The organism is Proteus vulgaris (assembly GCF_033708015.1).
Lineage (GTDB): Bacteria > Pseudomonadota > Gammaproteobacteria > Enterobacterales > Enterobacteriaceae > Proteus.
Genome location: NZ_CP137920.1, coordinates 2,159,969 through 2,186,463, shown reverse-complemented (window position 1 = coordinate 2,186,463; position 26,495 = coordinate 2,159,969). Strand labels below are relative to the sequence as shown.

Below are 26,495 nucleotides of genomic sequence, written 5' to 3'. Positions count from 1 at the left end.
AAACATGCATGCTCGTTTTTCCATATGGTGTATTTGATAGAAAGCTGATAAGTTCATTGCATACATATAGTTAACTGCGCGTATTTTTACTGATCTAACATGAAAACACGCACACGTATGAATTAAATGTTAGAAACTACAGGGAGAAAAATATGCAAATAACCACTGAACTTACTCTTACAGCTGCAGAGGAAGCCGAAATATCTGCGATATTAGGTTGTGACGTTGTCGATCTAAATACTCGTCTTAATTCGTGCCTTTCTGCCTCTATCCAAGAGTACTTAGCAATGTTTCGTGGGCAGAAGGTATTTAAACGAGGGAGCGATTTGCTTGAGTATCGGCTGTTGCTCCTCATCGAAACGGCATTCAATGGCACAATCCCCGACGAGCGTACAGTCAGCAGTCTGTTTCAAACAACATTGACAGAAAGTCGATCTCTTATTCGATCTGTGATTTCAAAATATCAATATCAATTGAAGGCGCACATCGAAAGAACTCTCAGCTCATCACTAATGGCAGCTGACCGACAGAATAACACTCAAGATTATACTGTAGTTATTAATAGCCAAAACGTAGTCGATGAATTGAATAAGGCTCTTTCTGATATTGATGGAAGTCTTGCGCCTGTTGGAAAGAAGAGGGGAAGCATATCTACATATGAAATATCACCTTCTTCCTATAATCGCCTTTGTGCCAAGTTTAACGTCCAGCCGAAACCTTGATTCCTATGAGTGATTTACTTTCAGCATCAAGCTTGCTCATGGCCATTTCGGCAATTTTATTTAGTCTTTGGTATGGAGATATTTCGAAATCCCTAGAAATATCTCCTAAGAGCCATAGTGAGGATAATGTAGCGGCCAAACAATTAGTAACTACCACGATTTTCAGTAAAGCCTTACCGGTGGCAATAATGGCACTTTCAGTGGCGCTTATCTTTCTGCCGGACGCTATTAAAATCACCAAAGAATCATTCTTGATTTATGCTTCGAGTAATTATGATCTCTATAGGTATGATGCGGTCCGAACAGCGTATTGCTTCGTAACAATATTATCTATAGTGCTTGCCAGCTACATGTGGGTGTTGGTTTGGAAATTGTGGTTATTGAGAAAACTGCTAAGCTAATGGTTTTTAGCAAGTTTCTACTCACGGATAAATTATTCGCTGCGTTCGCAATTTAGCGGTGATCAAAGCGTTTTGAGTCCCATTAGCCAGATGAACATTTTTGATTTTGTATCGTTTTGAAAATGGGGCTTTTTTTAGGAGCTTTTACTGTGTGCATTAATTTGGGCGGCATTTAAAGCTGGTATTTTTCTAAAATCGAGCGGAAAGCTAGAAATCTCGTAATAAGGGGCTGCTATCGATAGAGCACGGTGTTAAGTCCGCAATTCGCTGTGAGTTCAACCGGTGGATACAACACACTGGTTAAATTGTTCTGCTGTAAAATTTTTGATTAGAAAAGTGTTCTATGTTGTCATATAAACTAACGGTGATAAAATGCACTATCGTCAGTTTGAAGTGAGACTACCATGAAAAAGAATGAATTAATTCAAGCAACAAGACCAACTCGTACTCAACTTATTCGTTCGGTAGCAACCTCTACAGCTATTGAAACAGGGCAGGAGTCTCGTCGCCTTGAAGAAGAAATGAAAGCAAAGCGTGAGAAGTTTGGTCATTTGAAACTGGCGATTTAGCTTTCTTTTAAGGCTTCGCTAACCCAATATTTCATGGGTTCATAGTTAAGGTTTAACCCTGCGTGGATTGCTGCAATATACTGCTCGGGGTGTTGAGTCCAACTTTCATAATCCAACGGCTGGAAACCAGTTTGTACTGCCATTACATCGGCAAGTAAGCGCGATAAGCGCCCATTACCTTCTCTAAATGGATGTATCAGAATCAACTCCACATGTACCGTGGCAATAGCCTCTATGACTTGTTCTCGGCTCATATTGATGCAAGGCGTGTACATCGCTAGATACTCTTTTTCAAATTGAGCAAGTAACTTTGCAACACGACCCGCAGGGGCAAACATAAAGCCACCCTTGCTAATATTCACCGTGCGTAATTGACCTGCCCACTCGTAAACATTCCCTAACCATTGGCGGTGCCAACGCTGAATAAGTGATACGGTAATTTGCTCAGTGGGAAATTGTTCTTCAAAAATGACTTGATACAGTTTTTCTAACAGGACAAGCTCTGCATCATTGATATCATCAACGTTTGAAAGCCCTAGCTTATTAGCTAGCACTTCTTCATCAGAACCATCAGCAAATTTTCCTTCGCTGTTAAACACGTCGTATTTATTCATATAAGCGTGTACTTGTGGTGTGGGGATGAATTTTGTACGTTATAATGCTAAAAACATCAAATAAATAATAACTACCTATAAATCAAAGGATTAATTAAGTATAGGTTAAATTGTAGGTTTTGCTAAAAAATTCATAAATATCGTTATATATCAAAGATAACACACCCATGCATCATGAATTTGATTCAAGGTTGGCCCGTTTTACCCAAATATCGAGTTTATCAGCCCAATCTTGCATCATGATTTTTCGCTCTTCAAGATAAGTTGCATGGTTATATGAACGTCTAACGCTATTTGAGTCCATATGGGCTAATTGTGCTTCTATAGCATCAGGTCTATATCCAAGCTCATTTAATCGTGTGCTGCCTGTTGTGCGTGTCGCATGAGGGCTATATATACCACTCCAACCTCTCGTTTTAAGAAATTGCCTTAGTGAGTTAGTGGACATTGGTTTATGGCAAGAATCACGACCGGGAAATAAATGTTTGCGGTTACCAGTAAAACCATAAAGAGATTTTAGAATCGTAATAGCTTGTGTAGGCAGAGGAACAATATGTTCTCTTCGTGCTTTCATACGCTCAGCTGGGATAGTCCAAAGTGCATTATCAAGATCGAATTCAGACCATTCAGCCTCAGCGACTTCAGATGGACGAGAAAGCGTCCACCACATTAACCACATACAATAGTTCAGTTGAAAGGTGCCACGGCTATTATCAAAGTTATTGAGTAGTTGACCTATTTGATCCGTAGTGAGGGCTTTTTTATGTTGTGTTTTGTTTGCTGGGAGAGCTTTTCTTATTGCCCATACTGGATCACTATCAGCTCTTAATGTGGCAACCGCAAATTCAAAAATCGAGGATATCGTCCGTTTAGCTTCAGCAGCAACCGTTGGAGCGCCTCTTTGAACTTCACGCTGCAATATTTTGAGAATGTGGTGAGATGTAATTTCTCTTATTGGTAATGCACCGATAGAAGGAAATACAATGCGCTCCAACATATCAAGGCGACGATATTTTGTCACATCAGCCCAATCTTTCATTTGTAACCATTCTTTTGCGATGATTTGAAATGTATTCGCAGATTCGTTCGCTTTTCTGATCTTGTCTAGTTGCTTAGCTTGTGTTGGATTAATTCCTTCTGATACGAGTTTTCTGGCCTCATCGCATTTAGATCTGGCTTCAGCTAGTGTTACTAATGGGTAGTTACCCAATGCGAACATGCTTGATTTTCCATTTATTTGAAAACGGAATCGCCATGCTTTCTTACCATTAGGTTTCACTTCAAGGTACAAACCGTTGAAATCATTGATACGATAAAGTTTTTCTTTAGGTTTTGCAGTTCGGCATTTTGTATCAGTAAGCATAATAAGTTCAACTAGTTATGTAAGTTGATATTATTATACTCACTTAAAAAGGGAAGATAAATAAGTTGTACTCAGTTATGTACTCATTTAATCGCGAGCTTTTATGAAACTTAATGAGACATAAAAAAGCATAAAACCCAGTTAATATCATGAATTTTATGCTATTTTCTTATTAAGTGATACTTTGTGAAACAGTGTGAGACTTAAGTGTAGGCTTACACATTAAATAAGAAGTTCATGACATCGCCATCTTGAACGATATATTCTTTACCTTCTGCACGCATTTTACCTGCTTCTTTAGCGCCTTGTTCACCACCGTAAGTGATAAAATCGTTATAAGCGATAGTTTGAGCGCGGATAAAGCCTTTCTCAAAGTCAGTGTGGATTTTACCCGCCGCTTGTGGTGCGGTTGCACCAACAGGGATTGTCCATGCACGTACTTCTTTAACGCCCGCAGTGAAATAAGTTTGTAAGTTCAGTAGTGCGTAACCTGCGCGAATAACACGGTTTAAGCCAGGTTCTTCAATGCCTAAATCTTGCATAAATTCTTCGCGTTCAGCATCTTCTAACTCAGCAATATCCGCTTCGATCGCGGCACAAACAGGAACAACCACAGAGCCTTCTGCTTCTGCGATCTTGCGAACCGTTTCAAGATATGGGTTGTTTTCAAAACCATCTTCATTAACGTTTGCAATATACATTGTTGGTTTTAACGTTAAGAAGCTTAAATAACGAATAGTCGCTTTTTCTTCTTCAGTTAAATCTAAAGCACGTAACATACCTGCATTTTCTAAATGCGGTAAGCATTTTTCTAACACTTCCATTTCTGCTTTAGCAACTTTATCGCCACCTTTGGCTTTTTTCTGATTGCGGTGCATTGCACGTTCACAGGTGTCTAAGTCAGAAAGGGCTAATTCAGTATTGATAGTTTCGATATCTTCAGCAGGATCAACTTTACCTGCAACGTGAATGATATTGTCATTTTCAAAACAACGAACCACATGACCAATCGCTTCAGTTTCACGAATATTTGTCAGGAATTGGTTACCTAAACCTTCACCTTTAGATGCCCCTTTTACTAAACCCGCAATATCAACAAATTCCATTGTTGTTGGTAAAATACGCTGTGGTTTAACAATTTCAGCCAGTTTATCTAAGCGAGGATCAGGCATTGGAACAACACCTGTGTTTGGCTCAATAGTACAGAATGGGAAGTTGGCTGCCTCAATACCTGCCTTAGTTAAGGCATTAAACAGTGTAGATTTCCCTACGTTAGGCAGACCGACGATACCACATTTAAATCCCATAAACGTTCACCTTGTCACATAAAAACAACAGGAGGGAGTATTCCTGTTGTGCGCGGTTAAAAAAATTGGCGCTATTATAGAGCAAATCCCCGTTTGATTAAATCATCCGGGAGTATTTGCATAAAAGAAGAGGGAGGGGGCCCCTCGGAATATTAAAATGACTTAATTTATCAATATCATGATTACGCTTTAAAGCTATGCAATCGGTTTATTGCTTTCTCATAACCATCACGCATTAAAATGTCTGTGCATGAAAGTGCTTCATCAATAGCGTCATCAATTAATTTTTGTTCACTGATTGGGGGTTTACCTAAGACAAAACCAACAACTTTATTTTTATCACCAGGATGACCAATACCAATACGTAAACGATAGAAGTTCGGATTATTAGCAAACTTACTTTGAATATCTTTTAATCCGTTATGCCCGCCATTGCCGCCACCTAATTTCATTTTGACAACACCAGGAGGTAAATCGAGTTCATCATGGGCAACTAAAATTTCATCAAGCTCAATACGATAGAAATTTGCCATCGCTTGTACCGCTTTACCACTTAAGTTCATAAAAGTAGTCGGCACTAATAATCGAACATCATTACCATTCAAATTAATGCGTGCGGTGTAACCAAAGAATTTACTCTCTTCTTTTAGAGATTGTTGATGACGTTGAGCCAATAAATCAACATACCAAGCCCCCGCATTATGGCGGGTCTGGGCATAATCTGCACCGGGGTTTGCTAACCCGACGATAAGTTTAATTTTACTCACAATAGCCTTTCACTGTTATCGTCTTAAAAGAAAGGACATAGTTTACCTGTCTAAGCTCAGAAGCACAAAATAGATTATATAGAATGACTTTTAGAAACGGTAAGCTGAGAAAATGTCCTTAATTTAATTTAACAAAAAGAGCGAAAGGGATAAAAAGAGTGTTATTTTCTCTTTTTTAAAGAAAAAACACATTTTTTGTGAAGATTTGTCAATAAATTTCAGAACGGTGTGATCCCTTCGACAATAACTTTTTAGTATTTATGGCTATAATAACTACAAAGAATAAAAGGTTATTCGATGTATTTTTTTGTTGAATCGTCTGACGACGCGCTTGGAGGTGCAACATGAAATATAAACATGCATTTGCAGTTGGTAATTTATGTATGGCTACGGGGATGATTGTCATGCTCGGTAGTCTTGGTTATACGCTTCTTACCCATATTTTCCCATTAGGATTGCCTGAGTTTTTATCAGATATTTCTTTAATGGGGATTTTTGTTGGTGCTTTGGTTTGGTTAGCGGGCGCCCGTATCGGTGGTAGAGAAACAATAGCAGAAAGATATTGGTGGTTACGTAACCATGATGAACGTTATCGTCGTCATGACAATCACCGTTATCCATAATGTTATTATTACAGATAATTATCAGAATAAATAAAAATAATAATAAAGTTAAAAACTGATGTTTAGTGAATAATAGTTGTCCATTATGCGTCGCAGTACACACCTATAAGCCCGTTTAATGAGAACGGGTTTTTTGTTGCCTAAAAACAACAAAAAACCCGCTATAACATCGTTATAGCGGGTTTAGTTATCTCAAAATTGCAATGAATGTTATAACAAATTAATGTTCAAACATCGCAGAGATTGACTCTTCATTGCTAATACGGCGAATTGCTTCAGCCAGCATGCCAGAAAGGGTCAATGAGCGGACTTTATTTAATGCTTTGATTTCTGCTGATAACGGAATTGTATCGCAGACAACCACTTCATCAATAACAGAGCTTTTGATGTTCTCAACAGCATTACCAGAGAAGATAGGGTGAGTCGCGTAAGCAAATACACGTTTCGCACCACGTTCTTTCAGTGCTTCAGCTGCTTTACACAATGTACCACCTGTGTCGATCATATCGTCAACAAGGATACAGTCGCGGTTAGCAACATCACCAATAATATGCATAACTTGAGAAACGTTAGCACGAGGGCGACGTTTATCAATGATAGCCATATCAGTGTCATTCAGAAGTTTAGCGATAGCACGAGCGCGAACAACACCGCCAATATCTGGAGAAACAACAATAGGGTTGTCCAAATCTTTTTGAAGCATATCTTCTAAAAGAATTGGGCTGCCGAAGACATTGTCAACCGGTACATCAAAGAACCCTTGGATTTGTTCTGCGTGTAAGTCACAGGTTAAAACACGGTCTACGCCTACACTAGATAAGAAATCCGCAACAACTTTTGCCGTAATAGGAACACGGGCTGAACGAACACGGCGATCCTGACGGGCATAACCGAAGTAAGGAATAACAGCAGTGATACGACCAGCGGAAGCTCGACGTAATGCGTCAACCATGACCACTAATTCCATTAAGTTATCATTAGTTGGTGCACAGGTTGATTGAATGATAAATACATCACCACCACGTACGTTTTCGTTGATTTGCACACTGACTTCACCGTCGCTAAAACGACCTACAGCCGCGTCTCCTAGGCTAGTATAGAGTCGGTTGGCAACACGTTGAGCCAGTTCCGGGGTTGCGTTACCAGCAAAAAGCTTCATATCGGGCACGAGAAAAACCTCAGGCTTGCGTCCAGAGAGAGATATTGTTGACCAGTAAAGAACGTGTTTATGAACATAAGGTTTGTAAACATCATCTTACGGGTGCAATAACACAGGTATCCTTGAGCGGAATAAATGCAGAGGAGAAATGTTGACGCCTTGCGCTACAAACCCATGCACCCACTCAGGGGCGTTAATTAACACTTCACTAGCGGTAACTTGTGAGTCGAACTCACCGAACACACATGCACCTGTCCCAGTTAAGCGTGACGGTGCATATTCTAACAGCCACGAAAGCAGATATTCAACCTCACGAAAACGTTTTCTTGCGATCATTTCACAGTCATTCTCGAACGGAGCCTTTAATAATGCGCCAAGAGAGCGAATAGGAGAATTACGTTTTAATTCTGGATCTGTGAAGATTGTCGGTGTTGGAATGGAAATTCCGGGATGAGCGACCAAATACCATTGTTCTTTTGGCTCTGCGGGGGTCAAAATTTCACCAACCCCTTCGGCGAACGCTGCATGACCTTTTACAAAAACGGGCACATCTGCACCTAAGCTAACGCCTAATTCGGCTAAGATTTCATCACTTAATCCTGCTTGCCAATGGTAGTTAAGTGCAATTAATGTTGTTGCTGCGTTAGATGAACCACCACCTAAGCCACCGCCCATAGGAAGTTTTTTATCAACGTGGATATCTGCGCCGTGATATTGCAAAGCAATATTATGTTGTTGACAATAATCACGCAGCAATTTTGCCGCTTTAATAATTAAATTATCTTTATCTTCTACGCCATCAATCGGCGTTAAAATCGTTAACTGGGTATCATCACGAGGTGTAATCGTTAATGTGTCACCATAATCTAAAAACTGAAATAACGTTTGCAGATTGTGATAACCATCAGGGCGTTTCCCAGTGATGTAGAGAAAAAGATTTAATTTGGCAGGAGAAGGCCAACTTAGTGTCATTGCTGTATATCCCAGTTATCCATTTTTAATTTGATAGTGCGTTCACCCTGTTTTAATTCAAGGCGCTGTGGCAGGTTGGGGGAAGTACTTGAATCATAAGCTTGGTAAGTCACAATCCAATCGCCTTCAGGTGTAGGTAATGTCACTGATTTTAATAAATGATTAGCATCTAATTCGAAATCAGTTGCATCACCGGGTAAACCGATAAGCCAGGCACGCAGATTTTTGAGAGGAATAACCATACCTGTAAGTTGGTAGATCATTTCAGCAGGATTATCACTATAATATTTTTTACCATTATTATCAGTAACTTCAATCACACCCGGCATAACATTTAAATCGAGTTCTGTGGTGCCTAAAGGATTGGTAAGCAATAAGCGATAACGTTCGTCGGCTCTGTCTTGCCAATAGAATCGGGCATAGGTTTTACTCGTATCTTCGATATAAGCAAAAGCGCCTCGGGTTTCATATTGTGAAATATTCTTTAATGCTTGTTGGCGAGCTTGCCATTGCACATCGTGATCAGATGCCGAACCTTGCGTCTTTATCTGATTTAGATTACAGGCACTCAGCAACAACGCCGTTAGCGGGATAAGGCGCAGGAGTCGTTTGGTAGAAAAAAAGCGTGAACGCATAGCTGAGACATTCCTTTAATTCGTTATTAGTTGAAAAAAAGAGTATCATAAACCTTATGATATAACGATATTTCGTTAAATAGTGTATAGAAATCTCCTATCACTCAAGTAAGCCCTTTTATTGAATCTGTTCATCAAGTAGAATGACGGAGAAATGAAGAGTCCATACTAAATGCGCTGTTTTAGGTTTACACTAAGTCAAGTCGCGAGGCGGTATTTATTCATAACTCGATATAGTTGATATGACGTTATTAGCATTAGGTATTAATCATAAAACAGCCCCCGTTGCTTTACGTGAGAAAGTCTCTTTTTCTCCCGATACTATGGGTGATGCCTTAAATAATCTCTTACAGCAACCCGCTGTCAGAGGCGGTGTCGTGCTGTCTACTTGTAACCGTACTGAGCTCTATCTTAGTATGGAAGATAAAGAAAATAGCCATGAGCAGCTTATTCGTTGGTTATGCCAATATCACCAAATAGAGCCAAATGAACTGAAAAGCAGTGTTTATTGGCATCAAGATAATCAAGCTGTCAGTCATTTAATGCGAGTGGCAAGTGGTTTAGATTCTCTCGTATTAGGTGAACCTCAAATTTTAGGGCAAGTTAAAAAAGCCTTCGCCGATTCTCAAAGCTATCACTCGCTCTCTTCAGAGCTGGAACGTTTGTTTCAGAAATCTTTTTCAGTTGCGAAAAGAGTGAGAACAGAGACACAAATCGGTGCTAATGCTGTTTCTGTTGCTTTTGCTGCTTGTACATTAGCGCGTCAAATCTTTGAATCGTTATCTTCTTTGACTATTTTATTAGTGGGAGCAGGCGAGACAATAGAGCTAGTCGCTCGCCATCTACGTGAACATCAAGTCAAAAAAATCATTATTGCTAATCGAACAAAAGAGCGTGCACAGCGTTTAGCTAATGAAGTTGATGCCGAAGTTATTACATTATCAGAGATTGATGAATGCCTTGCACAAGCGGATATTGTCATCAGTTCTACGGCAAGCCCATTACCCATTATTGGTAAAGGTATGGTTGAAAGGGCGCTGAAAAAACGTCGTAATCAGCCAATGTTGCTGGTGGATATTGCTGTTCCTCGTGATATTGAGCAAGATGTTGAAAAGCTGAATAACGTTTATCTTTATAGCGTTGATGATTTAGAAGCGATCATTCAACACAATCGTGAACAACGCCAAGCTGCAGCAATTCAAGCAGAACATATTGTCCAGCAAGAAAGCGGGCAATTTATGGATTGGTTACGGGCACAAGGTGCTGTGGGAGCCATTCGAGAATATCGAGACAGTGCTGAATGTTTACGTGCAGAAATGACAGAAAAAGCCATCACATTGATACAAAATGGAGCGGATGCAGAAAAAGTTATCCAACAACTCTCTCATCAATTGATGAACCGTCTTATTCACACACCAACAAAATCTCTTCAACAGGCTGCCAGTGATGGTGATATTGAACGCCTGAATCTATTACGTGAAAGTTTGGGTATTACCCATAATTAACTTTGTCTAACAGGATCTTAATCTACGAATGAAGCCTTCTATTGTCGCTAAGTTGGAAGCTCTACAAGAGCGTTATGAAGAAATTCAGGCTCTTCTGTCAGAAGCCGATGTTATTGCCTCTCAGGAGCGTTTTCGTGCGCTTTCAAAAGAATACTCTCAATTAACTGACGTCACGGCTTGTTTTAGCCAATGGCGAAAAGTGCAAGACGACATCGAAACAGCAGAAATGATGCTTGATGATCCTGAAATGAAAGAGATGGCACATGAAGAGCTAAAAGAAGCACAAGCATTAAACGATGATTTAGAGCAGCAGCTACAAGTGCTGTTATTGCCTAAAGATCCTGATGATGAATTTAACTGTTTTCTTGAGATCCGTGCGGGAACAGGCGGAGATGAAGCTGCATTATTTGCAGGTGATTTATTCCGTATGTATAGCCGTTATGCAGAATCACGTCGCTGGCGTATTGAAGTCATGAATGCTAACGAAGGTGAGCATGGTGGCTATAAAGAAGTCATTGCCAAAGTCGTTGGTGATGGCGCTTATGGTGTATTGAAATTTGAATCAGGCGGTCACCGTGTTCAACGTGTACCAGAAACCGAATCTCAAGGTCGTATTCATACGTCTGCTTGTACAGTTGCTGTATTAGCGGAAGTGCCAGAAGCGGAATTGCCTGAAATCAGTCCAAGTGACTTACGTATTGATACATTCCGTTCTTCTGGGGCGGGTGGTCAGCACGTTAATACAACCGACTCTGCTATCCGTATTACACATATTCCAACAGGAATTGTGGTGGAATGTCAGGATGAACGTTCACAGCATAAAAATAAAGCCAAAGCGATGTCCGTATTAGGTGCGCGTATTCGTGCGGCTGAAATACAAAAACGTCAAGAAGCGGAAGCTTCTGAACGTCGTAACTTATTAGGCTCTGGTGACCGTTCTGACCGAATTAGAACATACAACTTTCCACAAGGTCGCGTCACTGATCACCGTATCAACCTTACATTTTATCGCTTAGATGAAGTGATGGAAGGAAAATTAGATCCATTAATTCAGCCTATTGTGACCGAATATCAAGCGGATCAGCTTTCTGCACTTTCTGAGTTAAATTAATGAATTATGAACAATGGCTGCGTGAAGCAGCCTTGCAATTAATTGAAAGTGACAGCCCTAAACGTGATGCTGAAATTCTACTTGGGTACGTTACACAACGTACCCGCACTTATTTAATTGCTTTTAATGAAACCGTACTTTCGTCAGACGAATTAGCGCAATTATCACAATTACTTACTCGACGTATTAAAGGTGAACCTATTGCCTATTTAGTTGGTGAAAGAGAATTTTGGTCACTTCCTTTAAAAGTCTCACCTGCAACATTAATTCCCCGCCCAGATACAGAATGCCTTGTTGAAAAAGCATTAGAAAAACTGCCTTCAGAGCCAACTTGTATTCTTGATTTAGGAACAGGAACAGGGGCTATTGCGTTAGCAATGGCATCAGAACGCCCAGATTGCTCTATCATTGGTGTCGATTTTCAAGCTGAAGCGGTGGCGTTAGCGCAAGAGAATGCGACTCGCTTAGCATTAAACAACACAGAATTTATGGAAAGTTGCTGGTTTAGTTCACTCTCTGGGTATCAATTTGGTATGATAATTAGTAATCCTCCTTATATAGATGAAAATGATGAGCATATTCATCAGGGGGATGTTCGTTTTGAACCTTTAACCGCGTTAGTTGCTGGTAATAACGGTTTTGCTGATATCGAGATTATCATTGAAACTGCTCGTCAGTTTTTAACGGATAATGGCTGGGTATTGCTGGAGCATGGCTGGCAACAGGGTGAAGGTGTACGTAATATTTTTATTGATAAGGGTTACTGCTGTGTGGAAACTTTCCACGATTATGGCGGTAATGAGCGAGTGACAGTAGGTCGTTGGAATTATGATAGAAACCATAGCTGATTACGAATTTAATAAAGCTCCTTTAGTTAAGGGCATGATCCTTATCTCTCAGGCTATTCGACCTGATTTTCCAACTACTTCTGTTGGTTATCAACTGGCACAGTTAGTTGAACAAGCAGAAGCTGAAATTCCTAAGCAAGGAAACGTCAAAGAGCAGATAGATGCACTGCTAAAATTGTTTTATAAGCAGTGGCATTTTAGTGGTGCAAGTGGCAAATATTGCCTTTCTGATACTTTATGGTTAGATAAAGTATTAGCGACACATGTAGGTTCTCCTGTTTCACTAGGTTCGATTCTTATTTATATTGCACAAGCGTTAAACCTGCCGTTAGCTCCCGTTATTTTTCCTACACAACTTATCATCAGAATAGATGTTCCCAATGAAAAAACGTTATTTTTAAACCCAATAAATGGTGAATATCTCTCACAACATACCCTAGAAGTTTGGTTAAAAGGGAATGTAGGAAGTAATTCGGTGTTATTAGATGCCGATTTAGAAGAATCAGAATACAGCTCTATTATTCGTAAGCTTTTAGATACTTTAAAAGTGTCTTTGATGGAAGAAAAGAATATGGAACAAGCATTGAAAGCCAGTGAAACGGTATTGATGTTTGATCCTGAAGATCCCTATGAGATACGTGATCGTGGGCTTATTTTTGCTCAGTTAGAGTGTCATCATGTGGCAATTTCTGACCTTAACTATTTTGTTGAGCAATGCCCCGAAGATCCAATTTCAGAAATGATCAAAATTCAAATTCATTCGATAGAGCAACATCCAGTTGTTTTACATTAAAAGTTTACGCAACGTACTCGATGTACATTACAAACAATATAGGGATAAATATGCAACATAAAGTGGTGAATATTGGTGATATCAAGGTAGCAAATAACCTGCCATTTGTACTTTTTGGTGGCATGAATGTATTAGAATCGCGCGATTTAGCCATGCGTATTTGCGAGCATTACGTTACTGTAACTCAAAAACTGAATATTCCTTATGTATTCAAAGCTTCTTTCGATAAAGCAAACCGTTCTTCAATCCACTCTTACCGTGGTCCAGGTTTAGAAGAAGGGATGAAAATTTTCCAAGAGTTAAAAGAGACTTTTGGCGTTAAAATTATTACGGATGTTCATGAAGCCGCGCAAGCCCAACCTGTATCAGAAGTTGTTGATGTCATCCAGCTACCTGCATTTTTAGCACGTCAAACTGATCTTGTTGAAGCAATGGCAAAAACAGGTGCTGTGATCAACGTAAAAAAACCGCAGTTTGTAAGCCCAGGACAAATGGGAAATATTGTCGACAAATTTAAAGAAGGCGGTAACGATCAAGTTATTCTATGCGATCGCGGCAGCAATTTTGGTTACGATAACTTAGTTGTTGATATGTTAGGCTTCCATGTCATGATGCAAGCTTCTCAAGGTGCACCCGTTATTTTTGACGTTACGCACTCACTACAATGCCGCGACCCATTTGGTGCTGCATCAGGTGGACGTCGTGCACAAGTTGCAGAATTAGCTCGTGCAGGTATGGCTGTCGGTCTTGCAGGATTATTCCTTGAAGCGCATCCAGATCCCGATAATGCACTTTGTGATGGCCCATCAGCATTACCACTTGCGAAATTAGAGCCTTTCTTAGCTCAAATTAAAGCGATTGATGAAGTGGTAAAAAATTTCCCAGAGTTAGATACCAGTAAATAAAATGTGTTATGCAGCTGCATACCGTTGTTAATATGTTCGGCGCTGATCTTCAGCGCCGTTATCACGAAAAAATCCATAAAATCACCCTTCATGGCGGTTTCAACTGTCCAAATAGAGATGGTACATTGGGGCGGGGAGGCTGTACTTTCTGTAATGTCTCTTCTTTTGCTGATGAGCAAACGCAATATCACTCCATTGAAGAGCAAGTGGCATTACAAGCTAAAAATATTAACCGCGCACGTCGTTATCTTGCTTATTTTCAAGCCTATACCAGTACTTATGCCGAAGTAGAATATTTACGCACGTTATATGAAACCGCGTTGTTACAAGCAGATATGGTCGGGTTGTGTGTAGGAACTCGACCAGATTGTGTCCCCATTAGTGTGTTGGATTTATTGCAAGGTTATCATGATCAAGGCTATGAAGTATGGTTGGAGCTCGGTTTACAAACGGCTCATGATAAAACATTGAAGCACATTAATCGTGGACATGATTTTCAATGCTACCAAGCGACGACGCGTGAAGCTCGTCGGCGAGGTTTAAAGGTATGTACACATCTTATTGTTGGGTTACCACGTGAAGATCATCAGCTTAATATGCAAACTTTAGAACGTGTTGTAGCTACGGGTACTGATGGACTTAAATTACACCCTTTGCATATTGTTGAAGGGAGCACGATAGCAAAAGCATGGAAAGCAGGGCGTGTTAATGCATTGACGCAGGAACAGTATGTTTATACTGCGGGTGAGATGATCCGCCATACACCTCCTGAAATGATCTACCATCGTGTGTGTGCTAGTGCCAGAAAACCCACTTTGTTAGCGCCTGACTGGTGTGAAAACCATTGGCTGGGTATGAATGCACTTTATCAAGATTTATTAAAAAAGGGTGTGCAAGGAAGTGGAATTGGTAAGGCGTTTATTCCTTATTAAGTGAATTATTTCTTATATTAACAATAAAGGTTGAAGTTAATCATTTATCAAATTAACGCTTAGAATTAAAAACGCCTTTAACTTTTATTTAATATTAATTAAAGGCGTTAATTTTTTCTCTGAAAAATCTAAACCACTACTGAATTAATTCCAAATCATCCAGTGCCTTTTGCAATGAAGGATAGAAACTCAGTGTACTTTCAATCGGTGTCACTTTTGCTCTTGCCAACGTTTTTAAGGGTTGAAAAGGAATATCACACACAATCACATGAGTATCGTCTTTAACATCAGTAACGAAATGCTGGAACGCATGTAATCCCCCTGCATCTAATACAGGAACAGCATCCCATTGCATAATCACGGTTTTGTAACCTTTACTGCGTTCACGTAGTTCATTAAAGATACGTTCAGCGGCGGCAAAGAATAATGGGCCATTAACACGCACAACTAATAACTGCTTATCATCATCAGTATAAGGGGATTCTGTTATTTTGGTCATATTAGCAATACGACGCATAAATAACAGTGAAGCCAACACAATACCGATAGTAATTGCAATAACCATATCAAAGAGAACGGTAAGCGATAAACATAATACTAAGACAATAATATCGTCTTTAGGGGCGTGTCGAATAAGATCAATCACTTTACGTGCTTCGCTCATATTCCATGCAACAATTAACAGCAGTGCAGACATTGCAGCTAAAGGTAAATACGAAAGAAAGGGAGCTAATACAAGTAAAGTCAGTAATACTAGCAATGAGTGAACAATGGCAGAAACGGGCGATGTTGCACCCGCACGCACGTTAGCTGCTGAACGCGCAATGGCCGCAGTTGCTGTAATACCACCAAAGAAAGGTGCGACTATATTACCAACCCCTTGTCCCACTAATTCACCATTAGAGTGATGTTTTTTGCCTGTCATGCCATCAAGGACAACTGCACATAACAACGATTCAATGGCACCTAACATTGCCATTGAAAAGGCAGCGGGTAATAACGCAGAGACGGTGCTCCAATTTAATTCAAGTGATGTACCTGAGCTTGGTAAATTCCAAGGTAAAACAAACTGAGGCAGTATAGGCGGAATTCCTTGTCCTGTTGTTCCATTAGGAAGGGTATAGCTAAATTGTGAGCCAATTGTCGCAACATCATGACCGAACATATTCACAATACCCATTACCGCAGTCCCTGCGATTAAAGCAGGTAAGTGACCAGGTAAACGTAAATTCAGCTTAGGCCAATAAATTAAAACAAATAGGGTTGTCAAACCAATCAGCGTATCACCAATATGAATAGTCGGTAATGCAGAGCCTAGGGCAATAACTTTATCAATATAGGTTTCTGGGACATGTGCTAATTCAAGACCAAAAAAATCTTTTACTTGCATTGTGGCGATTGTAATAGCAATCCCTGATGTAAAACCGAGAGTAACAGAAACGGGAATATACTCAATGAGCTTACCAAAGCGCGCTAATCCCATAACCACTAAGATCACGCCAGACATAAGCGTAGCAATTAGTAAGCCACTCAAACCAAATTGTTGTGATACAGGATAAAGGATCACAACAAAAGCGGCAGTAGGGCCTGAAACGCTGTATCGAGAGCCACCAGAAACAGCAATAACGATACCGGCAATAGCTGCGGTATAAAGACCGTATTGCGGAGGAACACCGCTACCAATAGCCAAAGCCATGGCTAGAGGTATCGCGATAATACCCACGGTGATCCCTGCAATAATATCTTTTAATAAACGCGCAAAAGAGTAAGGCTCTTTTACACATGCATCAATAAATGCACTAAAGGGGCGAACCCTGTTAACTTTATGAGTTTTCATTTAGGATCAAACCAAAATAAGAAGTCAGATGCCGAATAACGGCGATAAGGAAAAGAAAGGATATCGCTTTTATTCGCTGATAATAATGTGATATATCAAATTATTAATGTATATCTTAAAGCTTAGCAAAAATAAAATCAATTAAACTAATAAGTTAACCTAAATAGATAATGCAATGTATATTATTGTATTTATTCTGTTGCTTGCTTGAAAATAAAGTTTAAATTTATTTTAAAATTATAAAAAGCGTTTTATTTTAGAATAAATGTCGTTTATAGATAGGATAATAAAAACTTTTTTATGTCATAAAAATCGGATAAACATAAATAACAACTACATAAGTTATTTTGATTCATTAAAATTAATTATCAGAGATTATTAAGTGATAAGAAATTATTAAATAAACGATTAAGAAAAAAATAAAATAAAAAATGTGTTGTATACTATCAATAATGTTATCAAAAAATGAAGAATAATGGGGAGATAAACAACTCAGTGAAGAGAATGGAGACGATAAGGTCTATTTTAGAAATACTAAAAAGAAAAAGCCTAGCTATTTAGCTAGGCTCTCTCTTAGAATATGGCGGTGAGAGAGGGATTCGAACCCTCGATACGTTGCCGTATACACACTTTCCAGGCGTGCTCCTTCAGCCTCTCGGACATCTCACCGTATTGTTGTTGGATATGTACTTAACATCTCTCAACGGGGCGCTACTATATGGAAAAGGATCATAGGCGTCAACAGCTAAATGCATTTTTCCTTTAACTTTTGACTCAAGCAGTCAAATAAAAAACAATATGCACAAAAGCTAGGCAAATTATGCAATAAAGCAATAGCAATGAATGGTTGCATTGAAATGAGAATTAAAAAATTTCGTTAACTGGTTAACATTCTCAACATTTTTATTAACAACTTATTTAAAGAGACTTGAAATCAGAACGTAACCCTCGCACCCTATGATAAAAATGCTGGAGGAAGGCAAAATGAATATTATTTATTATCATCCTTTTTTTGACGCAGAAACATGGATCAATGGTATGAAGGCGCGTTTGCCAAATGCCAATATACGCATTTGGGAACCCGGCGATAATCAACCTGCAGATTACGCCATGGTTTGGCTTCCTCCTTATGAAATGCTTGCAAGTCGTAATCACCTTAAAGGTATTTTTGCATTAGGGGCTGGTGTTGATGCTATTTTAAAGCAAGAACAACAAAAGCCCGGCACATTACCAACCGGTGTCCCTGTTATGCGTTTGGAAGACACGGGAATGGGACTTCAAATGCAAGAATATGCGATTGCTAAAGTAATGTATTATTTTCGTCGAATGGATGATTATAAGCGTCAACAATCGCAACGTTTATGGAAACAACTTCCAGCGCATACTTATGATAATTTTGTGATTGGTGTTTTAGGTGCCGGTGCTTTAGGTGGGAGTGTTGCGACTAAACTCGCCGAGCTTGGATTTAAAGTTCGTTGCTGGAGTCGCAGTGAAAAACAAATTAACAATGTTGAAAGTTTTTATGGTAAAGAGCAACTCAGCGATTTCCTCAAAGAGTGTAATTTACTGATTAACTTATTACCTTATACACCAGAAACGCATGGTATTTTGAATTTCTCACTCTTTGAGCAACTTAAACCTTCTTCTTATTTAATTAATTTGGCGCGCGGCGCACATTTAGTCGATCAGGACTTATTAGAGGCAATTGATCAAGGGCATATAGCTGATGCGACCTTGGATGTTTTTGCTCAAGAACCTTTAGCGGGAATGCACCCATTTTGGACACATCCTCGTGTTTCTATTACCCCACATATTGCTGCGTTTACCATTCCTACTATTGCAATGGATACGATTGTTGAAAATATCCAGCGAATTGAAAAAGGTGAAGCACCTTTTGGAGTGGTAGATATGAAGAGCGGGTATTAAATATATCTAAACGCCATTCTCATTTTATATAATAAGCGATAAATTTTAATTTATCGCTTATTTTTTTGTTTTAACTTTCATAAAATATCATTTTTCTTATTATTTGCATATTTTAATAAAAATCTGACTATAATAGATATCTCTTAGTCTTTATCTTCTTGATTATTATCCCATTCTTTTGAAAATGGGGGTGAGATAATGAAGGGAGTAAGTTTAATTAATTGTGTGCTTCGTCCTATAGGTATATTTAATAATAATAAAGAGAATAACAATATAATCGGCATAAAAAATAGTACTACAAAATATAATGTGAAAAAAAAAGAAAGTGAGTTTAGTTTAAATAATGCCAATAATTATGTGTATTTAGGCTCAACTAATATGCCACTTCTTAACAATATGGGGATCACTTTATCAGATGATGGCTCATTAATGTTAATTAAAGGGAAAACACATGATTTATTTACTGGTTTATATCAAAAACATATAAAAAATGGATTTAAATATAATGTGTTTAATATAGAGTCACAAACGGGTGATGATATTAAATTTAAAGAACTCTACGTTGATTCTCAAGGAAATTTAATTGGAAATAAAAGAGATAAATCGGGGGGGGATAATGAAAATAACACTGAGCTTTATAAAATAAAATTCAAAAAAATAGAAAAAAATTATGATTTAAATGGTCATTCATTAAATGAAAATAGTGGTAATTTTATCATAGAATATGAAAAATATATAGTCGCAGATAGTGTAAGACATGATTTGTCAAGTATCAACAATATTGTGGAGAAAACAGAGAATAATATTTTAAAAGTGAATAGAAAAGGATTGAATATTACAATAGAAGTCAAAGATAATCAACTTCTTGCAATGGGGTTACCTGAGACTATAAAAAGTGAAGCAGATGAACCCGATAATAAAGTGGATAGTGAAAGTTTAGGAAAATATAAAATTAAACTTCCATTAAAAGAAACGGATAAAATATTAGCAATTAAACCTGTACTCAATCAGATTCAACTTGTTGTTGATAAAGGTAATAGAATAAAAATATATTATCTTGATCCTTTAAATATTTTTTCCATTAAGGATTATCAATATGAAGTGACTCGTTTAAAACAAGAGCCTCCTTTATCTTTTTATTCTATGATAGGTGAAAATAATTATAAGAACTACCATTCAGGACAACCATTCTCGACTCAGACAATAGGTAACTTTAGTAGTCGACATATTCCTTTTATTTCATCATATATTGATAATGCAAGGATCCATATTGATAAGGCAAAACAGGAATATGCCTTAAAAAAATATAAGGAAATGACAAAAAATATCGCTAAAAGTATTGATCCTGGATTTAGAGGATTATTCTCTAGTATTAAAGGATTAACCAATTCATCGATTTCACCGAGTGAAAATAAATATATAGCTTTACATCGGGAAAAGGAAAATATGGATAAAAGTTATGAAATAATAAATAGAGTTATTAAAGGAATTAATAATGGTATAAAGCAAGGGGAAATTATTTATTCTTTAGTTAAAGAATTAAAAAAGAATGAAAGTATTACGGTTAATAATGAAAATAGCATTCGTGCATTTTTTGGTATCAATGCATTTAGTTTATCAGATAATATTGGGGTAAATGCTTTTTTATTAGCTAATTATGCTAAAAATAAATCGCTTACATTATCAAAAAATGAAAAGGATCAAGTCACATTTTCATTTGTTAATAAAGTAAATGCCAATGTCTCTGGAGGCCTATCAGCAGGAATAACAAGTTATAACAAGCAATGGAATGAGAACGCTATTAATTATGGATTTATTACTCCTGTCATGGCAAGTGTACTCCTTAATCTAAACTATGAAAAAAAATCGAACTTTTCATTTTCAATTGAATTAAACGAAGTGGCTAATTTTATTAATGGAAACCTATCTCTTTATAAATCTGAAATTATTAATAAATCGAAACTTGAAAATAATAAAAGTATAGAACTTTCATTAGTGGCTGAATTAAGAAGTGAAATTAGTTTAAATATTGAAACTAATACCAATAACGATAGATACGTTGCTGTTCCAAGAAATGCTATAGGTGGTAATATAGCATTAAATTTGATGAAACTAGGTTTAAATATAAATAAAATTATTTCTTATGGAGAAGAAGAACCTAAAGAAGCTAAAAGAAAACTCAATCTTGATTTTTTAATTTTAAATTTAACTGGTTATCGAGATTTAAGGGTAACACCTTCAACAGCAAGTTCTACAACAAGCCCTACAAGTCATGTTCAATGGTATCCCTTAGCTGCGGTTAATAGTTTTGAGATGATGCTACAAAAAAAGATCAATTCTTTATTTAAGGTACCTATTTATGATAGTGAGTATTATAAGAATAAGACAGAATTTGAAGAAAAAAGGAAAGATTTAAAAGGAATATATAAAAGAATACTTAAGCTAAATAAGTTACTTGATAAATACCCTAAAGAATATAATACTTCTAGTCGTATTGGGAAACTTGATGATATCTATTTGTCTTTATCTGCCGATAAAAAACAGAGTAATAAATTAAAAGATAAGCCAATATATTCAAAAAGTAGAAATGCTAAAGTTAAACAATTTTTAGCAGATTTAAAAGAGAAAAAGGAGACATTAGCTTCACAAGAAAAAGATAGTATGAATGAAAAATTCAAACCTTATTTTATTTCTAAATATCAATTAGAAGAAAAAAGTGAAAAAATTTATGATGAGATTGAAAAAGGAATTAAAACGCTTTTAGATGAAGTGAAAGAAAAAGATAAGCTTACGTTAAAAGACATCAAGGTTCGGTTAGATAATTTATATGATTCATCTAAGAAAGATTTAATTAAAATTAAGTATATTATTAATTCTATAGATGTCATGTCTGTGAGTGAATTAGCTTATAAAGGGAAGTCATTACCTCTTGTACTCTTAAGTTTGGAAAGTAAAAAATCGATTTCACATCATCAAGTAAAAGGTGAAATTAAATTTGATTATGAACAAGAAGAAAATGGTGATAAAACACTGAGCAAAATTAATACAAATTACTATTTCTAAATTAATCATTTGTTTAGTTTAACTATTTTTTAATGTTATCAATTAGTTTCTTCTATATAAGGTGATTTGTCAGAATATATTAATAAGTATCAGTGATATAAAATTTTGTTTTATGTTGTTATTGTTTCAATTATCAGTGCTTACCTCTAATAAAATTGAGTTGTCGAGAAGATTAGTTTATTAAATTGCAAATTTACTTAATTTGGTGATATAAAGTTATTTCCCATGTTAATAAGACAATATACTTAATGAATATAGCAGAGCTTCTTGAGCAAATCGCAGAGAAAGGATGGTGTGTCTGGGATGATTTCCTCACACTAGAGGCTGTTCAACAATTACGCGCTTGTTTTGATGGCAATGCACAACAAGCGCGTATTGGTCGTCATGAGAATCGACTTGCAGAAACAACAATTCGAAGTGATAAAATACGTTGGTTAGAACCAGAAATGGGGGCACCCGTTCAGCATTACTTAATGCAAATGGAGTCTATTCAGCGTGCCGTTAATCGAGAGTTTTATTTAGGTCTTTTTGAGTATGAAGCACATTTTGCTTGTTATGAAAAAGGCGCTTTTTATAAAAAACATCTGGATGCATTTAAAGAAAATGTGACTCGACGCTTAACGACAGTCTTGTATCTTAATGAGGATTGGAAAAAAGAAGATGGTGGTGAGTTAATTATTTATGATTTAGAAGATAATCAACTTGCAACAGTCGCTCCTAAAGGTGGACGTTTGGTCGTTTTTCTTTCAGAACAATTTCCTCACGAAGTGCTTCCTACTTATAAAGAGAGAATAAGTATTGCAGGGTGGTTTCGTGTGAATGGTGTAAGAGATAATTTTCTTGATATCGCTAGTTAACAAATACAATAAAGTGCTGTTGTCATAAAATCGTTTTTATTACTTTATTATAAAACTGATTTAGAAGATAAATAGCATGGGATTAGGCGCGTTTCTTATATTAAGTAAAAGACTTAATAATAAGAGCGCGCTTTTTCTGTGTTGAGAGGTTGAAGAGAGTAAGATGAATATTAACAATAAAAGAGAAATGACGAAAAAAGTTGATTTTCTTACTATTAAAAGCACAATAACGCGAAACTTTCTAGGATAAAAATACAATGAATGAATTTTCAATCGTTTGCCGACTTTTAGGTACATTATTTCAGCGTGAGCCCAAGGATCCTATTTTATCACCCATTATTAAAATGATTGGTGATGGGAAACTTAGCCAGCTATGGCCATTAGAGCAAGATGCGCTATTTAATACATTAAAAAATAGTGTCAATGATTTGGCTATTGTTGATGCTGACTACCAATCTCTTTTTGGTGGGGAAGCGCCCGCGGTGTCTGTTTATGCCCATGCTTATGAAGCGATCAAAGAAGGCGATATTCGTCAATTCTTAGTTTCAAGGGGGATGCCTGTTACTGATAATCCAACAGACAGTTTTGGTTCTTTATTACTTGCAGCTTCATGGCTTGAAGATAACGCAGCGGAAGATGAAGTATTAGCACAAATACAATTATTTGATGAATATCTGCTACCTTGGGCTGGAACATTTTTAGGTAAGGTTGAATCTCACGCAACAAGTGGCTTTTATCGCACATTAGCAGGTATTACTCGTGGCGCATTATCAGCATTACGTGAAGAGCTTTCAGATGAAGAGAGTGATAAAGCAGAAGATACAGAAGCAGAGTAATATAACTATTTCTTTGTAAAAGTCTTTTATTATTCATAAAAAAGGCAAACCATTAGGTTTGCCTTTCTCATTAATGACGATAAATAATTTTAATCAACTCGAGTAACTATTAGAGTTGGATCACAAATTTACCCGGCTTAACTTCAATTCCTTTAGCCAGTTTAAATGCGGCTGCTTCAGCACTGTTTTTTTCTGGATTAAGAACATAAACAGGATGATTATCAAAGTAAGTCGTGATTGTCGTATCTAAATAGGGTTTTAGTGCCACAACGACGGCATCCATTTTTTCTGGAGAGACTTTGTAGCTATCAATAGTCATTGATTTTATGTATATCGCCCCTTTATCAGCTTGATAATAAGGTTGACCTGATAACGTAAGCTCAACTTTAGCACTTGTTTTGCCAAAGAATGAATTAATTATCAGATCGGTTGTACCAGAAAGATTAATTTTACCTGGCTCAGTACGCCCAATTTGAATGGAAAGATTGCTTAATTTAATATCAGCGGATACAACGTCATCTTCACCAATATGTTTCTGGAGATTTATTTTTTGACTGATATAGTCATTAATAAGGTTTTCACTCACATCTAATTGTTTTAGCTGATCACACCCTGTGACTAAGCTTGCCAATATTAATATAGTTGTTAGAAAGATTGCTTTCATAAACACTCCTTGATCATTGATAACTAAAAGTTTACCCGATCTTTAGGGCGTAAGCATGGCTGTTTCTATTTTTTTACGATTAAATTGGCGATGTAATGCATAAAGCGTTATAAAACCTACGGTTCCTAACAAGAACCAAGGTAATTCTGGCATATCAAATTGATTACCTAAATCATACATCCATCCACCACCGGTGTATCCAATAGCCCCCCCAAATGCTAAGCCTAAGCGGCTAAAGCCCATATAACTACCACGAGCTCTAGGATCGGCAAGTGATGCACTTAATGTTTCGCGTGCAGGCTCAGCAGTAATAGTGCCAAGGTAAAATAGACCTATAACCAAGAAGATACTTTGTAATGAATGGATCATACCAACAGGGAACATGCTGATACTCATTAAAAATAAGCCAGTCATTAACCGCTGTTCTAATTTGAAACGTTTCTCACTCCAGCGAGCAATAGGATAAAGCAATGTTAAAGAAAGCAGTGCTTCAATGGCATACATCCATTTTACTGCTGTCGGTGTACCCGCAATATCATTGACAATGATAGGAAACATCAACATGACTTGAACGGATAACACAAAATAACCTGTCAGCGTTAAGACATAGCTGACAAAGCGTTTATCAAGAAATACTCGTTTTAACCCTTCTTTGATTGGCGTTCGAGTTGTAGATATACGGTAAGCAGGTAATAACCAAGCATTAAATAAGGCTGCGATAACAAAAACACCCGCACCAACCCAGCAAACTAAATGAAAATCATACTGTAATAACCAGCTACCGATGAGTGCACCAATAACGGCACCCGCGCTATCTTGCATTAATAATAAAGAGTAAAAACGACCACGTTCATAAGGACGGGTTAATTTGATAACTAACGCTGTACGAGGCGGATCAAATAAAGTCCCTCCTAATGCAGATAAAATGCAAGATAACCAAAGTATCCACGGTTGATCTGCTATTGCCATTAAAGCAAAACCTAAAGCTCGTAATAACATGCCTGTTATTATCATGGGTTTAGCGCCAAAACGGTCTGCAATCGCACCGCCAAAAATGCCGAGACCTTGTTGTACTAATTGTCTAAGGCCTAATGCAAAGCCGACAATAACACCAGCCCAACCCAATTGTTCGACGAAACGAATAGAAATAAGTGGAAAAACGACGAAAAAACCTAAGACAACTAACATATTGTCAATTAGGAGGAAATATTTACCCAAAGTGCGGGCTTGTGTTACCAGCGCCATTACTCACCATCAATAAGCAAATAATTTAAATAAAATAAGGGGGGAATGAAATAATTTATTTCTTCGACTATTCTGTCTCTAAATGTGCATAATTCCTAGTGAATTAAAGATGATATTTTTTTATTAAGGTTAGTGGCAGAATAAGAAGAGTTGCTTCAGAATTAGACTTATTTATATCAAAGGATAATGAGATCGTAATGTTTGGTTATCGTAGCGGAATTCCTAAAATTCGTTTTGAAACACAAAGAATGGTTATTCGTTTAGCATACGAGCGAGATGCTGAAAAACTGGCGGATTATTATACGGTAAATCGTCGTTTTTTAATTCCTTGGGAACCCGTAAGAGATAAAACACATTATTTACCCTCTGGCTGGGAGCACCGTTTACAATATATGAACGAGTTACACAGGCAAGAAAGTGCTTTTCATTTTTTGCTATTAACACAAAAAGAAGAGGAAATTATTGGTGTTGCTAATTACAGCAATGTTATGCGTGGCGCTTTTAATGCCTGTTTTCTAGGGTATTCCGTCGGTGAAAAATGGCAAGGTCAGGGCTATATGTCAGAAGCGTTAACGGAAACACTTCGTTATATGCAACGACAGCAAGGAATGCATCGTATTATGGCGAATTATATGCCTCACAATTTACGCAGTGGGAATCTATTAGCTAAACATGGTTTTGAACGTGAAGGGTATGCCAAAAACTATCTGCAAATTAATCAAGAGTGGCGAGATCACATATTGACTGCATTAACAACGCGCACTTATTTAAAACGTTAATATTGAATACGAGGGAAGAAAAGCACTGTTTATAATTATATTAAAAATGCCTTTATGTCAGT

The 26,495-nt window shown here is 37.4% G+C and carries 25 protein-coding genes and 1 tRNA gene; 15 read left to right on the top strand and 11 right to left on the bottom strand.

Annotated elements, in window-relative coordinates; genetic code table 11:
• The first annotated feature begins 152 nt into the window (after positions 1-152).
• From SB028_RS10395 to SB028_RS10385, 3 genes are all read left to right on the top strand, one after another.
• Positions 153-722, top strand: coding sequence for a hypothetical protein (locus tag SB028_RS10395; RefSeq protein WP_163761949.1), 570 nt, complete (start codon positions 153-155; stop codon positions 720-722).
• Between the two features lie 5 nt (positions 723-727).
• Positions 728-1,123 carry a hypothetical protein gene (locus SB028_RS10390; protein WP_163761950.1) on the top strand — a complete coding sequence of 132 codons (396 nt, stop codon included), beginning with the start codon at positions 728-730 and terminating at the stop codon, positions 1,121-1,123.
• Positions 1,124-1,527: 404 nt separating this feature from the next.
• Entirely contained in the window at positions 1,528-1,692 is a 165-nt protein-coding gene (locus SB028_RS10385) for a hypothetical protein (RefSeq protein ID WP_006536548.1), read from the top strand.
• On the opposite strand, the gene SB028_RS10380 is transcribed toward SB028_RS10385, so the two are convergent.
• The 4 genes from SB028_RS10380 to pth all read right to left on the bottom strand — a co-directional run bounded on the left by SB028_RS10380 (position 1,689) and on the right by pth (position 5,743).
• The gene (locus SB028_RS10380; protein WP_163761951.1) at positions 1,689-2,306 is read right to left on the bottom strand and encodes a Fic/DOC family protein; all 618 of its coding nucleotides are present in this window, start codon (positions 2,304-2,306) and stop codon (positions 1,689-1,691) included. The two genes, SB028_RS10385 and SB028_RS10380, sit on opposite strands and share 4 nt — an antisense overlap.
• Before the next feature lie 172 nt (positions 2,307-2,478).
• Positions 2,479-3,669, bottom strand: a complete 1,191-nt coding sequence (locus tag SB028_RS10375; RefSeq protein WP_281110845.1) for a tyrosine-type recombinase/integrase — start codon at positions 3,667-3,669, stop codon at positions 2,479-2,481.
• A gap of 215 nt (positions 3,670-3,884) precedes the next feature.
• Positions 3,885-4,976: a redox-regulated ATPase YchF gene (gene ychF, locus SB028_RS10370; protein ID WP_069369044.1), complete on the bottom strand. Its 1,092-nt coding sequence runs from the start codon at positions 4,974-4,976 to the stop codon at positions 3,885-3,887.
• Positions 4,977-5,158: 182 nt separating this feature from the next.
• The gene (gene pth, locus SB028_RS10365; RefSeq protein WP_069369045.1) at positions 5,159-5,743 is read right to left on the bottom strand and encodes an aminoacyl-tRNA hydrolase; all 585 of its coding nucleotides are present in this window, start codon (positions 5,741-5,743) and stop codon (positions 5,159-5,161) included.
• Between the two features lie 344 nt (positions 5,744-6,087).
• On the opposite strand from pth, the gene ychH reads away from it, so the two are divergent.
• Positions 6,088-6,366: a stress-induced protein YchH gene (gene ychH / locus SB028_RS10360; protein WP_069369046.1), complete on the top strand. Its 279-nt coding sequence runs from the start codon at positions 6,088-6,090 to the stop codon at positions 6,364-6,366.
• A 220-nt stretch (positions 6,367-6,586) separates the two neighbouring features.
• Here the strand turns inward: ychH and prs are convergent, their stop codons facing one another.
• From prs to lolB, 3 genes are all read right to left on the bottom strand, one after another.
• Positions 6,587-7,534, bottom strand: coding sequence for a ribose-phosphate diphosphokinase (gene prs, locus SB028_RS10355; protein WP_036912921.1), 948 nt, complete (start codon positions 7,532-7,534; stop codon positions 6,587-6,589).
• Between the two features lie 87 nt (positions 7,535-7,621).
• Complete coding sequence (gene ispE / locus SB028_RS10350) at positions 7,622-8,497, bottom strand: 4-(cytidine 5'-diphospho)-2-C-methyl-D-erythritol kinase (protein ID WP_069369047.1); 876 nt, start codon at positions 8,495-8,497, stop codon at positions 7,622-7,624.
• A complete protein-coding gene (gene lolB, locus SB028_RS10345; protein ID WP_069369048.1) occupies positions 8,494-9,132 on the bottom strand; it encodes a lipoprotein insertase outer membrane protein LolB in 639 nt (212 codons plus the stop codon). The genes ispE and lolB overlap by 4 nt, the downstream gene beginning before the upstream one ends.
• 242 nt (positions 9,133-9,374) lie before the next feature.
• Between lolB and hemA the strand changes: the two genes are divergently transcribed.
• Genes hemA through SB028_RS10315 form a run of 6 tightly spaced genes read left to right on the top strand, consistent with a single transcriptional unit; the run spans position 9,375 to position 15,226 of the window.
• Complete coding sequence (hemA, locus tag SB028_RS10340; RefSeq protein ID WP_069369049.1) at positions 9,375-10,637, top strand: glutamyl-tRNA reductase; 1,263 nt, start codon at positions 9,375-9,377, stop codon at positions 10,635-10,637.
• A gap of 28 nt (positions 10,638-10,665) precedes the next feature.
• Complete coding sequence (gene prfA / locus SB028_RS10335) at positions 10,666-11,748, top strand: peptide chain release factor 1 (RefSeq protein ID WP_069369050.1); 1,083 nt, start codon at positions 10,666-10,668, stop codon at positions 11,746-11,748.
• Positions 11,748-12,596, top strand: coding sequence for a peptide chain release factor N(5)-glutamine methyltransferase (gene prmC, locus SB028_RS10330; RefSeq protein ID WP_069369051.1), 849 nt, complete (start codon positions 11,748-11,750; stop codon positions 12,594-12,596). The genes prfA and prmC overlap by 1 nt, the downstream gene beginning before the upstream one ends.
• Positions 12,580-13,389 (top strand): invasion regulator SirB1, encoded by an 810-nt coding sequence (gene sirB1, locus SB028_RS10325; RefSeq protein ID WP_069369135.1) that lies wholly within the window; start codon positions 12,580-12,582, stop codon positions 13,387-13,389. Before prmC ends, sirB1 begins: the two co-directional genes overlap by 17 nt.
• Positions 13,390-13,439: 50 nt before the next feature.
• Positions 13,440-14,294: a 3-deoxy-8-phosphooctulonate synthase gene (kdsA, locus tag SB028_RS10320; RefSeq protein WP_069369052.1), complete on the top strand. Its 855-nt coding sequence runs from the start codon at positions 13,440-13,442 to the stop codon at positions 14,292-14,294.
• Between the two features lie 8 nt (positions 14,295-14,302).
• Positions 14,303-15,226: a TIGR01212 family radical SAM protein gene (locus tag SB028_RS10315; protein WP_069369053.1), complete on the top strand. Its 924-nt coding sequence runs from the start codon at positions 14,303-14,305 to the stop codon at positions 15,224-15,226.
• A 136-nt stretch (positions 15,227-15,362) separates the two neighbouring features.
• Here the strand turns inward: SB028_RS10315 and dauA are convergent, their stop codons facing one another.
• Positions 15,363-17,063, bottom strand: a complete 1,701-nt coding sequence (gene dauA, locus SB028_RS10310) for a C4-dicarboxylic acid transporter DauA (RefSeq protein WP_069369054.1) — start codon at positions 17,061-17,063, stop codon at positions 15,363-15,365.
• Positions 17,064-17,644: 581 nt separating this feature from the next.
• Positions 17,645-17,732: transfer RNA gene (locus SB028_RS10305), tRNA-Ser, on the bottom strand.
• 315 nt (positions 17,733-18,047) lie between these two features.
• Between SB028_RS10305 and ghrA the strand changes: the two genes are divergently transcribed.
• The 4 genes from ghrA (at position 18,048) to SB028_RS10285 (ending at position 23,745) form a co-directional block, all read left to right on the top strand.
• On the top strand, positions 18,048-18,989 hold the full coding sequence (gene ghrA / locus SB028_RS10300) for a glyoxylate/hydroxypyruvate reductase GhrA (RefSeq protein WP_069369055.1): 942 nt from the start codon (positions 18,048-18,050) through the stop codon (positions 18,987-18,989).
• 198 nt (positions 18,990-19,187) lie between these two features.
• The gene (locus SB028_RS10295; protein WP_069369056.1) at positions 19,188-22,052 is read left to right on the top strand and encodes a hypothetical protein; all 2,865 of its coding nucleotides are present in this window, start codon (positions 19,188-19,190) and stop codon (positions 22,050-22,052) included.
• A gap of 248 nt (positions 22,053-22,300) precedes the next feature.
• Positions 22,301-22,909, top strand: coding sequence for a 2OG-Fe(II) oxygenase (locus tag SB028_RS10290; protein ID WP_069369057.1), 609 nt, complete (start codon positions 22,301-22,303; stop codon positions 22,907-22,909).
• Between the two features lie 257 nt (positions 22,910-23,166).
• Entirely contained in the window at positions 23,167-23,745 is a 579-nt protein-coding gene (locus SB028_RS10285) for a molecular chaperone (protein ID WP_069369058.1), read from the top strand.
• Between the two features lie 109 nt (positions 23,746-23,854).
• Here the strand turns inward: SB028_RS10285 and SB028_RS10280 are convergent, their stop codons facing one another.
• Both SB028_RS10280 and mdtH read right to left on the bottom strand, forming a co-directional pair.
• Positions 23,855-24,409 (bottom strand): lipoprotein, encoded by a 555-nt coding sequence (locus tag SB028_RS10280; RefSeq protein ID WP_069369059.1) that lies wholly within the window; start codon positions 24,407-24,409, stop codon positions 23,855-23,857.
• 42 nt (positions 24,410-24,451) lie between these two features.
• Positions 24,452-25,654, bottom strand: coding sequence for a multidrug efflux MFS transporter MdtH (gene mdtH / locus SB028_RS10275; protein WP_069369060.1), 1,203 nt, complete (start codon positions 25,652-25,654; stop codon positions 24,452-24,454).
• Positions 25,655-25,851: 197 nt separating this feature from the next.
• Between mdtH and rimJ the strand changes: the two genes are divergently transcribed.
• Positions 25,852-26,433, top strand: coding sequence for a ribosomal protein S5-alanine N-acetyltransferase (gene rimJ, locus SB028_RS10270; RefSeq protein WP_069369061.1), 582 nt, complete (start codon positions 25,852-25,854; stop codon positions 26,431-26,433).
• The last annotated feature ends 62 nt before the right edge of the window (positions 26,434-26,495 follow it).

What these genes read in the sequence shown, in the direction of transcription:
- mdtH (WP_069369060.1), bottom strand. Translation starts at nt 25,654, where the DNA reads ATGGCGCTGGTAACACAAGCCCGCACTTTGGGTAAATATTTCCTCCTA.
- SB028_RS10285 (WP_069369058.1), top strand. Translation starts at nt 23,167, where the DNA reads ATGAATGAATTTTCAATCGTTTGCCGACTTTTAGGTACATTATTTCAG.
- SB028_RS10290 (WP_069369057.1), top strand. Translation starts at nt 22,301, where the DNA reads ATGAATATAGCAGAGCTTCTTGAGCAAATCGCAGAGAAAGGATGGTGT.
- ychF (WP_069369044.1), bottom strand. Translation starts at nt 4,976, where the DNA reads ATGGGATTTAAATGTGGTATCGTCGGTCTGCCTAACGTAGGGAAATCT.
- dauA (WP_069369054.1), bottom strand. Translation starts at nt 17,063, where the DNA reads ATGAAAACTCATAAAGTTAACAGGGTTCGCCCCTTTAGTGCATTTATT.
- lolB (WP_069369048.1), bottom strand. Translation starts at nt 9,132, where the DNA reads ATGCGTTCACGCTTTTTTTCTACCAAACGACTCCTGCGCCTTATCCCG.
- SB028_RS10380 (WP_163761951.1), bottom strand. Translation starts at nt 2,306, where the DNA reads ATGAATAAATACGACGTGTTTAACAGCGAAGGAAAATTTGCTGATGGT.
- SB028_RS10390 (WP_163761950.1), top strand. Translation starts at nt 728, where the DNA reads ATGAGTGATTTACTTTCAGCATCAAGCTTGCTCATGGCCATTTCGGCA.
- ghrA (WP_069369055.1), top strand. Translation starts at nt 18,048, where the DNA reads ATGAATATTATTTATTATCATCCTTTTTTTGACGCAGAAACATGGATC.
- SB028_RS10280 (WP_069369059.1), bottom strand. Translation starts at nt 24,409, where the DNA reads ATGAAAGCAATCTTTCTAACAACTATATTAATATTGGCAAGCTTAGTC.
- kdsA (WP_069369052.1), top strand. Translation starts at nt 13,440, where the DNA reads ATGCAACATAAAGTGGTGAATATTGGTGATATCAAGGTAGCAAATAAC.
- SB028_RS10395 (WP_163761949.1), top strand. Translation starts at nt 153, where the DNA reads ATGCAAATAACCACTGAACTTACTCTTACAGCTGCAGAGGAAGCCGAA.
- ispE (WP_069369047.1), bottom strand. Translation starts at nt 8,497, where the DNA reads ATGACACTAAGTTGGCCTTCTCCTGCCAAATTAAATCTTTTTCTCTAC.
- prfA (WP_069369050.1), top strand. Translation starts at nt 10,666, where the DNA reads ATGAAGCCTTCTATTGTCGCTAAGTTGGAAGCTCTACAAGAGCGTTAT.
- SB028_RS10375 (WP_281110845.1), bottom strand. Translation starts at nt 3,669, where the DNA reads ATGCTTACTGATACAAAATGCCGAACTGCAAAACCTAAAGAAAAACTT.
- rimJ (WP_069369061.1), top strand. Translation starts at nt 25,852, where the DNA reads ATGTTTGGTTATCGTAGCGGAATTCCTAAAATTCGTTTTGAAACACAA.
- prmC (WP_069369051.1), top strand. Translation starts at nt 11,748, where the DNA reads ATGAATTATGAACAATGGCTGCGTGAAGCAGCCTTGCAATTAATTGAA.
- SB028_RS10315 (WP_069369053.1), top strand. Translation starts at nt 14,303, where the DNA reads ATGCAGCTGCATACCGTTGTTAATATGTTCGGCGCTGATCTTCAGCGC.
- ychH (WP_069369046.1), top strand. Translation starts at nt 6,088, where the DNA reads ATGAAATATAAACATGCATTTGCAGTTGGTAATTTATGTATGGCTACG.
- hemA (WP_069369049.1), top strand. Translation starts at nt 9,375, where the DNA reads ATGACGTTATTAGCATTAGGTATTAATCATAAAACAGCCCCCGTTGCT.
- SB028_RS10385 (WP_006536548.1), top strand. Translation starts at nt 1,528, where the DNA reads ATGAAAAAGAATGAATTAATTCAAGCAACAAGACCAACTCGTACTCAA.
- SB028_RS10295 (WP_069369056.1), top strand. Translation starts at nt 19,188, where the DNA reads ATGAAGGGAGTAAGTTTAATTAATTGTGTGCTTCGTCCTATAGGTATA.